Origin of the sequence: Aeromonas popoffii (assembly GCF_000820025.1) — a bacterium.
In the GTDB taxonomy this organism is placed as follows: domain Bacteria; phylum Pseudomonadota; class Gammaproteobacteria; order Enterobacterales; family Aeromonadaceae; genus Aeromonas; species Aeromonas popoffii.
Genome location: NZ_CDBI01000026.1, coordinates 21298 through 31414 on the forward strand (window position 1 = coordinate 21298; position 10117 = coordinate 31414).

General features: G+C 60.9%; 7 protein-coding genes. 1 reads left to right on the plus strand and 6 read right to left on the minus strand.

The genetic code is table 11. The features are described 5' to 3' along the window. Positions 1-44: 44 nt before the first annotated feature. From pgl to pykF, 4 genes are all read right to left on the minus strand, one after another. Entirely contained in the window at positions 45-1055 is a 1011-nt protein-coding gene (gene pgl / locus BN1129_RS06095) for a 6-phosphogluconolactonase (protein WP_042035176.1), read from the minus strand. 65 nt (positions 1056-1120) lie between these two features. Then, the gene (locus BN1129_RS21780) at positions 1121-1360 is read right to left on the minus strand and encodes a hypothetical protein (RefSeq protein ID WP_157013274.1); all 240 of its coding nucleotides are present in this window, start codon (positions 1358-1360) and stop codon (positions 1121-1123) included. Between the two features lie 236 nt (positions 1361-1596). Next, the gene (gene mscK, locus BN1129_RS06105) at positions 1597-4911 is read right to left on the minus strand and encodes a mechanosensitive channel MscK (RefSeq protein ID WP_042035177.1); all 3315 of its coding nucleotides are present in this window, start codon (positions 4909-4911) and stop codon (positions 1597-1599) included. A gap of 147 nt (positions 4912-5058) precedes the next feature. Continuing rightward, positions 5059-6471, minus strand: coding sequence for a pyruvate kinase PykF (pykF, locus tag BN1129_RS06110; protein WP_042035179.1), 1413 nt, complete (start codon positions 6469-6471; stop codon positions 5059-5061). Between the two features lie 302 nt (positions 6472-6773). Between pykF and BN1129_RS06115 the strand changes: the two genes are divergently transcribed. Next, positions 6774-6992: a hypothetical protein gene (locus tag BN1129_RS06115; RefSeq protein ID WP_042035182.1), complete on the plus strand. Its 219-nt coding sequence runs from the start codon at positions 6774-6776 to the stop codon at positions 6990-6992. Positions 6993-7062: 70 nt separating this feature from the next. Here BN1129_RS06115 and BN1129_RS06120 read toward each other — a convergent pair whose 3' ends face one another. Then, positions 7063-8244 carry a M28 family metallopeptidase gene (locus BN1129_RS06120; RefSeq protein WP_042035183.1) on the minus strand — a complete coding sequence of 394 codons (1182 nt, stop codon included), beginning with the start codon at positions 8242-8244 and terminating at the stop codon, positions 7063-7065. A gap of 430 nt (positions 8245-8674) precedes the next feature. After that, on the minus strand, positions 8675-10117 hold a 1443-nt coding region (locus tag BN1129_RS06125; RefSeq protein ID WP_042035185.1), incomplete at its 5' end, for a gamma-glutamyltransferase family protein.

Consider the following 10117-nt stretch of genomic DNA (forward strand, 5'->3'; position numbering starts at 1 on the left):
GCCACCCCCGGGTGGCCTCACTCATTTCGACCGGTTTCTCGACGTCACTCGCACAAGGCCAGCACCCGCACCCACATGGCCCCGTCGCCTACCGGATGGCGTGCGAGCAGCGTCAGCTCACCGCTGCCCGGGTCTATGCGGTGCACGGCAAGTTGGTGGGAAGCTTGCCCGGCCGCCAGCAGATAGCGGCCGCTGTGATCGATGGCAAAGCCGCGAGGCATGGTCTCTGTCGGGAAGTGGGACCGCAGGGTCAGGCTGCCATCCTGCGCAGCTATGCCAAACAGGGTCAGCAGGCTGCTTGCCCGTTCGCAGCTGTAAAGAAAACGGCCATCCGGTGTGACGTGCAGATCCGCCCCCCAGCGCTCTCCCTGATACCCCGCTGGCAGCATCTCCAGGCTCTGTTGCAGATGGATATGGCCATCGGCCTGCCTGTGGTAGCGGTTGATGGTGCAATCGAGCTCGTTCAGGCAGTAGATATCTCCATTGACGGGGTGCAGCGTCAGGTGCCTTGGTCCGGCACCGCTGACGGTATGCAGATCCCCCAGCGGATGGGGCGCCAGCCGCCCCTTGTCATTCAGGGTGAAGCGGCGGATGGCATCTTCCGTGAGACAGGCGACCAGAACCTCCTGCTCGCCCTGCTCATCTGCGCCCAGCAGAGTAGCCGAGTGGGCGGCCTGCAAGCCATCTAGCTGCTGATGGGGCGCTTCTACCCGGCCGCCACTACCGATGGGGGAGACGGTGACATGGTTGAAGGCATAAGAAGCCGCCAGCAGGAAGCGGCCGCTGGCATCGATGGCGGTGTGCGAGGCACTGCCCGCCAGCGGCGCCGAGCCCTGTTCGCTGAGCCGGCCATCCATGTCAATCCGGTAGCAGATGACCGCAAAATCGGGCCGCACGGCGGCATAGAGCCAGCGCCTGTCGGGACTTATCACCAGCGGTTGTACCTGACCCGGCGTGCTCACCAGCTGCAAGAGTTGCATCTCTCCCGTGTCGGCCAGGGCAAACACATGGATCTGCTGGCTGCCGGGGCTGGCGACATAAACGACCTGCTGCATCTGATCTCTACTCCTTGTCATGGGTAACGGCAGGCCAATTTTATCTCCATCCTTCGGGGTTTTGCTTACTCTTTTGCCCAGCCTGGGCACTCTACCTGATGGGACTTCAGGTGATAGCGCGCCATCTGCGGGTGGCGGAAGAAGCTCACTCCCCACGGTTTTTTCTGCAAGAAGGCGGCGCGAACGGCTTCGAGGAGTGGATGATCCTGTGGGATCTGGTAGGCATCGGCGGTGATGATGGTGTCATTCCATTTGGTGGCCAAACCGGGCCCGCGAGTCGATGGCGACATGGCAGCGGCCGTCATGCGTGAGCCGTTGGGATTTGAAGGTCTCGGGGAAGGGGATGAAGAAGCGGTTAGCGTTATCCGAGGATAGAAAGAACCGCGCGTGGTGTGCGACTGTGACCGGTCACGGGGGACTTGCACCCCTATCCGATTCTCGCCTCGCCATCACACAACCGCCAACCCGGTTCTGGCAGGTTGATCCCGGACCATAAAAAAGGCCCCGTCACGGGGCCTTGGGGAGTGGTTGTCGTCCGGCATCAGGCGGGCTGCTGGCCCGGCTGGGCATCGGAGTTGGGCTCCACCTTCAGCTCTTCACCCTTCATGTTCTTGATGTAGACATCCATCTGGTTGAACGCGATCTCGATGCCGTTCGCCTTGAACAGGGCGTCTATCTTGCGGTTCAACTCGTCCACCGTCGGGTTGCGATCGCTGAGCTCACTCACGAAGAAGCGCAGCTCATGTTCCAGGGTGCTGGGACCGAAGGTGAGGAAGTAGACGATGGGAGCCGGATCCTTCAGCACGCGGCTGTTCTCGTCGGCCGCCTGTTTGAGCAGGGTGCGGGTCAGCTCCAGATCCGAGCCGTAAGCCACCCCCACCCGTACGATCACCCGGGTGACTGTGTCACTCAGCGACCAGTTGATCAGTCGCTCGGTCATCAGCACCTTATTGGGGATGATCACCTCTTTACGGTCGAAGTCGGTGATGGTGGTAGAGCGGATACGGATCTTGGAGACGGTGCCGGAGAAGGTACCAATGGTGACAGTGTCACCAATCCGCACCGGACGCTCGAACAGTATGATGATGCCGGAGATGAAGTTACCGATGATTTCACCCAAGCCAAAACCGATACCGACGGTTAGGCCAGCAGCCATCCATTGTAGTTTTTCCCACTGCATGCCGAGCATGGAGAGCGCAGTCAGGGTTCCGATCCCGATGAGCAGATAGTTGAGCATGGTGGTAATGGCGTAGGCGGTGCCTTGGGCCAGGCTCAACTTGGAGAGCACCAGCACTTCCAGCAGACCAGGCAGGTTACGAGCCAGTGACCAGATTGCCCCCAGCATGAAGAGGGCGGTCAATGCGTCGCTCAGGCTGATCGGGAAGAGCACGGCATTAGCGCCGGTCCCTTCACTGCGGTGCCACAGCACCATGCTGTCGAGGTAGGAGAAGACCGCCACCAGATCAGACCAGAGCCAGTAGAAGGCGACACCGAATACCAGCAGCAACACAGTGCGGGTCAAGCGCAGGGATTGCTGGCTGACTTCTTCCAGATCCATGGGCTGCTCTTCGATGGACTCGCCACCTTCTGCATCTTCCACCGATCTGTGTTCACGCTTGGCGACGGCGCGGCGGTAGGCCAGGCGACGGGCCGCCAGCTCCAGACCACGCAGTGAGGTACGATAGACCAGGCGCCAGATGATCAGCAGGTAGAAGGATTCCACCAGACGGCCAGTCAGTTTCAGCGCCGTGTAGTAGTAGCCCAGTCCGACCAGCACCATCAGTGCCACCGGCGCCAGCGCCAGGGCACCCGCCGTGATCGACTGTTGCATGCTGCCCTCGCCCTTGATAATGGCGCGAGAGATGGGGAACACCAGATAGGTGGTGAGGCCCAGCAGAAGCAGGGTCAGCGCCTGACCGATAACATCGTTGCCCAGCGACGAGGGCTCTACGACCGCCTTGGTAGAGAGCATGATGAGTGGCAGCAGCGGCAGCCACAGGTAGCGCATGCTGGTGCGCTTGGCCTGCAACACGGCCTTCGGAATGCGGAAGTGCGATTCGGCAATGCCACCCGGGCGCATCACCGTCAGATAGACGCTGAACACCAGATAACCGAGGGCGAGGTTGAGGGTGATCTGGAAAATCAGTTTGGGACTGAGCAGGCCACAGTAAGCGAGCCCAAGACCGGCCGCCAGTATGAACAGGCTACCCGGCAGGCGCTGCAGCACGGTATAGAGCAGAGCGCGCGGGGTATGCCACTGGCTGTCCTGGCGGAAGCGACCAAGGTCTTTGGTGATCTTCTTCTCGCGTTCAATCAGGGTCGGGCGCCGCCATACCAGCAGACCGCCGATCAGCAGCAGCGGAAAGGCCAACAGGGAGACCCCCAGCAGCTTGGCCCGCCAGCTTTGCCAGTCCGGCTTCAGCACCCAGTCTGAGGCTTGCTTGTAGGCCAGGGCTGGCCAGTTGATGAACCACTTCATGTCGATGGGTTTGTTACTGCTGACCCAGAAGATGTGTTGCTGCAGGGTAAATTCGATGGAAGCGTAGATCCGTGCCAGCTGCTGCTGGGTCAGTTGCAGGCTGATGGCGTTGGTCAGCTGACTGTCGAGTTGACGGTTGAGCTGGTCGAGCAGGTTGATGCGGGTGTCGAGCAGGGTGGCGAGGCTGGCTCTGTCCTCTGCACTGACCGGCTCTCTGCTGTTGGCGATCAGGTTGTCCAGATATTGGTTTTTCTGAAACAGTTGATCACGTTGCTGACTCAGTTCGAATTGGGCCAGATGCAGGTCGGCGATCTGCTCTTCCAGATTTTTGACCAAAGTGGAAGGGGCCGACTCCAGCTGCTGGTAGAGCTGATAGAGGATGCGGGAGAGCAGCAGGTTGCCCTTGAGCATCTGTACCTGTTCGTTCAGGTTGCGCTCTGTCTGGGTGCCGCGTTCCAGCCAGCTCTTGGCTTGCAGGTTCTTCTGCACCAGTTTGTTGAGATTGGCGGTGGCGCTGACCAGTTGCTGGCTGAGCTGATGGTTGAGTTCCTGCTCTTTTTGTACCAGTGGGTTATCGTCGATGGCGACCAGTTCGCCGGTCTGTTCGGCCGTTTTTTCGGTATCGCCCAGACGTTTGGCACTGCTCTGTTCTTGCAGCAGTTGCAGCTTTCTCTCCTCGTTGGCGAGGCGGGCATTCTGGTAGTCCCGTTGCTTGACCGCCAGATCCTGCATGCTGGTGCGGTTATCCAGCTGTTGTTGCAGGTTGGCAAGTTGTAGCTCCAGCAAGGCCAGTTCCGCGCCCAGCTTCATCTTCTCTGCGCTGCTTACCCCGTCACCTGCGTTGAGGCGGGTACGGATCTTCTGGCTGTCCTGATAAGCGCGGCTCATGTTGGCCTGTGCGCGCTCCGGCAGGGTCTGCAGGCTGGTCAGCTGGCTGCTGATGGTGCCGAGGGCCTCCTGGGCATTCTGCATGTTGGCCACGACATCTGGCTGGCGACTCTCCAGCTCGCTCAGGCTCATACGGGCGTATTCGCTCGTGATCTGCTCGTCGCTCTTGTTCTGGGCCAGGGCATCGAGTTTGGCGCTGATATCCCTGAGCTCGCCGGGCAGCGCGCGAATGCGTTGGGCCTGGCTCTTGGCCTTGGCCTGCTCCTTCTCGATGCTGTCGAGCAGGCTGAGGGTCTCGGTCAGAAACTTCTGGTCTGTCTGCTGGCTGACGGTGAGGGTATCTGACTTGCCGATGGCATCGAGCGCACGCTGTACGCTGGCCCGTTGGGGCAGCTCTTGCGCCATGGCTTGCGGTACGCAGAGGCTGATGAATAAGCAGAGCAGCGGCAACAGGGTGGCCGAGGCTCTTTTAAAACGTGTTGAGAGCATAAAACTTCCGGGTTATTACGCGATATTTGGGACATTTCCCATTTGAATTCAATCCGCGTGGATTCTAACACCGGGCTTGCACGGGAAGCAGGGGGACAGATAAAAAAAACGGCGCCCGCAGGCGCCGTTTCATCGGTTCAGTACGAATTAGAGTACGTGAACGGAGGCGGTGTTGGTGGTGCCGCTCGGTACCAGGGCACCGGAGACCATGACGACCACGTCACCCTTCAGACCCATGCCGCTGGCCAGTGCCGCTTCTTTACCGATGTGATAGAAATCGTCGGTAGAGGCGATGCTGTCAACCACGTGAGCAACCACACCCTTGGTCAGAACCAGCTGGGCAGCGGTCTTCTTGTTGGTGGTGATGGCCAGGATCCAGGCTTGCGGGAAGTACTTACGAATGGCCTTGGCAGACTTGCCGCCTTCGGTGGCAACCACGATCAGCGGGGCATCCAGCTTCTCGGAGGTCTCGACCGCGCCTTTACATACGGCTTCGGTGATGCGCAGCTTGTTGCTGTCGTTGGCAGCAGACAGGTTGGACGGCATCACGGCGTCGGTACGCTCGCAGATGGTGGCCATGATGGTCACGGCTTCCAGCGGGTACTTGCCCTTGGCGGACTCACCGGACAGCATGACTGCGTCGGTACCGTCCAGGATGGCGTTGGCTACGTCGCCTGCTTCAGCGCGGGTCGGACGCGGGTTCTTGATCATGGAATCCAGCATCTGGGTGGCGGTGATGACCACTTTACGTGCCTTGTTGCACTTGGTGATGATCATCTTCTGGGCGAAGATCACTTCTTCAACCGGAATTTCCACGCCCATGTCGCCACGCGCAACCATGATGCCGTCGGAGACCGCCAGGATCTCGTCGAAGTTATCCAGGCCTTCCTGGTTTTCGATCTTGGAGATGATCTGGATGTTCTCGCCACCGTGGGCTTTCAGGTGCTCACGGATTTCCAGCACGTCTTCTTTCTTGCGAATGAAGGACGCCGCAACGAAATCAACGCCTTGCTCGCAGCCGAAGATGAGGTCGCGCTTGTCTTTCTCGGCCAGGGCCGGCAGCTTGATGGAGACGCCCGGCAGGTTGATACCCTTGTTCTCGCCCAGATCACCGTTGTTCAGCACTTTACAGATGACTTCACGCTCGGTGATTTCGATCACGTCCAGGCCGATCAGGCCGTCATCCACCAGGATGCGGTTGCCGACGCGCAGGTCGTTGGCGAAACCGGCATAGGTCACGGCCACTTTGTCTTTGTTGCCAACCACGGTCTGGTCGGTGGTGAAGGTGAACGTCTGGCCAGCGACCAGGGCAACGTCGTTGCCGCCTTCCAGTTTGATGGTACGGATTTCCGGACCCTTGGTGTCGAGCAGGATGGCTGCATGCTTGCCGGTTTCGGCCATGACAGCGCGCAGGTTGCTGATACGACCGCCGTGCTCGGCGTAGTCGCCGTGGGAGAAGTTCAGGCGCATGACGTTCATGCCAGCATCCAGCATTTTAGCCAGCATTTCTTTAGATTCGGTCTTGGGGCCGATGGTGCAGACGATTTTGGTCTTTTTCATGTCAGTCTTCATGGTTAAGGAGTTTCCGCCGTGCAATATACACCAGTTTTTGGATACTTTTTATGATCCAGAAACAACGTTTTGACCAGATAACGTTTTCTTTTCAAGGATAACGTTTTCCTCCCGGCTACTTTTTAGGGCATAAATTAACTGGTCCGCGCAGATTTGGCATAAATGTTGCCATATGTATCCAGGCGCCGGCCCGCCTCATCAGATGTGGTAAAATGACGTCCCATCCTGTCATCAAGCCGTCATCAGTCCCGACAAGAATAGACCCGGTGACGGAACATGAGAGCCCCAAGATGACGCCCTATCTGTTGATACTTTCCCTTGCCCTGCTGGTCATGCCGGCACTGCCTGCCGCCTGCTGGCCGGACGATCCTGCCCCCCGGGCTGCCAGTGCCCTTGAGCTTATCGAATTGAAGCAGATGCTGGCCGCCAGCGAACCCGGCCTCTCCCGTGACGCCTGGCGGCAATTGCGCCAGGACAGCCTGCTCGGCTGGCAACAAAGGCCGCACTGAACGGGGGCTGTTAACAAGAGAAGGGAGGCCAAGCCTCCCTCTTGTTACCCTGTTTTCAACGGCGCCTTGCTCAGTTGATCTTGCCCATCTCGATGGCGAAGCTGGTGGCCAGCTGTGCAAACTTGAGGGCGTGGCTGGCGGAGGCGTCCGAATTTTTCAGGGTATCCTGCGCGGTGTGGATATTGGGGTTGTAGTCGTTGAAGCGCGACTCGAACGGCATGGCGGCGGGATAGCCCTGATTGTGCCAGGAGGCGTGATCCGAGCAGCCGTAGCCGCAGCTGTCGTAGCCATAGCTGATTTGCGGCAGGTAGGCATCGAGCAACTGGGCGAGATAGCCAGTCAGGCCCTTGTCCGTGTAATCGGTCATGAAGACGATGTCCTCGACCGAGCCCTGATAGTTGGTCATGTCCAGTTGCAGCGCGGCCAGTACCTTGGTGTTGGCTGCCTTGTAGCGGCTGGCGATGTCCTTGGATCCGCGCAAACCCACCTCTTCTGCCGCATAGCCGATAAATTGCAGGGTGCGTTCCGGCTGGCGCCCCTGCTCGGCGATGACTCTCAGCACTTCGGTCAGCGTGGCGATGCCGGAGGCGTCATCGTCGGCGCCGGGGGCCAGGGTGCTGCTGTTGGGGGCCGAGCCTGCGGTGGAGTCGAGATGACCGCCAATCACCACCACTTCATCCGGATAGCGACTGCCCTTGAGGGTCAGCACCACGGATTGCTGCGGGTAGCCGCTGTGCTTGACCCGGCTGACGCTGGCCCAGGGCAGGGGAGCGATCAGGCTCTGCCACTGGCTGGCCACCCAGTCGGCGGATTGCACCCCTGTGGTGGTGGTGTAGTAGCGGTTGCGCCAGCTGGCGAGCTTGCTGATGGTGCCGACAATGTTGCCCTGATCCAGATAGGGCAGCAGTCGGTTGACACTGGCACTCTGAGTCAGCGGCGGCGGGCTGAACAGGTTTTGTGTGAGGGGCTGGGCCATGCTCTGCAGGGCGTCGGCCAGGGTGCTGTGCACCACATAACCACCGCAGCGCTGATGACCTTCGTGCATCAGGTGGGAGAGGGTGCCGAGCTCGCTCGCCTCGATCTGCGCCAGCTGGACGGGGGCGCCGCTGGCACTGAACAGGGGGGCCAGCTTGGCCTTGACTTGCTTGAGTTCGACGCCGCTGTCGGCACCGATCGTGATCCAGACGGGGTCGGCGGCCTGCACGGCGAGGGGCAGCAGGGGGAGCAAGAGGGCGGTCAGCAAGGGTTTCATATCGGATCCTTCCGGGTTGAGTGACAGGTGAATATCATAAATGGGTGTCATAAGACGACCAACTCAGTCTAGTCAGGGGATCGCACGCCGGATCTGCCCATCTGGCGGGCTTCCCCATCCGGTGGGGGTCGCTGCAGGATCTGCTGTTTAGCTGGGGGAAGAGCGGGGCTGGTCAGTGCTTTGTGCTGATGAGAGGGGGGAGTGGCAGTCTGGTTGCCGTGCCGTGGTCATTGTGTCCCGGCTGGGGGGCTGACGCAGGGACCCAAAGTGTGCCATGTCGGCCATGTCGGCCATGTCGGCCATGTTGTGCCGGGATGGCCGGATTGATCAGGCCGGCCCGGGCGATGGCCTCGCCAGGCTCGCTGCTGTTGGGGATGGCCACAAGCACCAAGGCGACCCTCAGGTCGCCTTGGTGAAGAGACGCGGGCATTTATTGGCCCTTGGCAATCCCCTCGCGCCTTGGATCGGCGGCGCCGAACCAGCCGCCAGCATTGCGTTCGACCCCCTGCAGGCCCGAGGTCTGCTCGCTGAGTACCACTTCGTGGCCTCTCGCTCTCAATCCCTCTACCACACTCTCCGGTGTGCGTCCCGCTTCCAGCTCGGTGGGGCCGTTGCGGCTGCCGAAGTTGGGCAGGTTAATGGCTTGTTGCAGGTTCAGCCCCCAATCCTGGGTGCCGAGCAGCGTCTTGCCCACGTAGTTGATGATGGCGGAGCCCCCCGGGGAGCCCAGGCTCATTTCGAGCTCGCCACTGTGCTTGTCAAACACCAGCACGGGGGACATGGAGGATCGCGGCCGTTTGCCGGGCGCCACCCGGTTCGCCACCGGCAGACCGGCGGCATCCACCGAGGTGAAGGAAAAATCGGTGAGCTGGTTGTTGAGCAGGTAGCCATTGACCATCAACCGCGAACCGAAGCCATCCTCGATGGAACTGGTCATGGAGACCGCCATGCCGGCCTTGTCGACGATGGAGACGTGGCTGGTGGAGGGGAGCTCAGGGGTCGCATCCTTGCCGCGGGCCAGTGCCAGCGGCGGCGTACCGGGTTGGGCGACCCCCATGGATTGCTCACCGATAAGCTTGCCCCGCTCGGCCAGATAGCCCTTGTCCAGCAGCCCCTTCACCGGCACGCTGACAAAATCGCTGTCCGCCACGTACTGGTTGCGATCGGCGAAGGCAAGGCGCGCCGCCTCGCTGTAGAGGTGAATGGCATCGCTTGAGGCGGCCAGCCCCCCCTCAGGCGTCGTCACAGGCTTGAGGGCCGCCATGTTGCGGCTCTCCAGCATGCCGAAGATCTGGCCCAGCGCTATCGTGCCGGAGGAGGGGGTCGGGAAGCCGCAGATCTGGCTCTGACGATAGTCAAAGCAGAGGCCGTCCCGCAGCTTGGCACGATAGCTGGCCAGATCGGCCGCCGCCAGCACGCCCGGGTTGGTGGGATGCTGGCGCACCTTGGTCACCATGGCTTCCGCCAGGGGTCCCTGATAGAAGGCATCCACCCCCTGTGTGGCCAGGGTCTTCAATACCTGGGCCAGCGCCGGGTTGGTGAGCGTACTGCCGGCAGGCCTTGGCGTGCCATCCGGCAGATAGAAGTAGGCGCGGGCATCCGGGTCTTTGGCGAGATAGGGGTCTTTTGCCAGCAGAGTGGCGAGGCGAGGGCTGATCACAAAGCCCTGCTCAGCCAGGGTGATAGCGGGCTCGAACAGCGTGGCCCAGGGCAGCTTGCCATAGCGCTGATGGGCCAGCGCCAGTGCCCGCACCGTGCCCGGCGCACCGACAGAGCGGCCACCCACCACGCCGTCGTAGAAGGCCATGGGCTTGCCATCCTTCATGAACAGCTGATCCGTGGCGGCGGCGGGTGCAGTTTCGCGACCATCCAC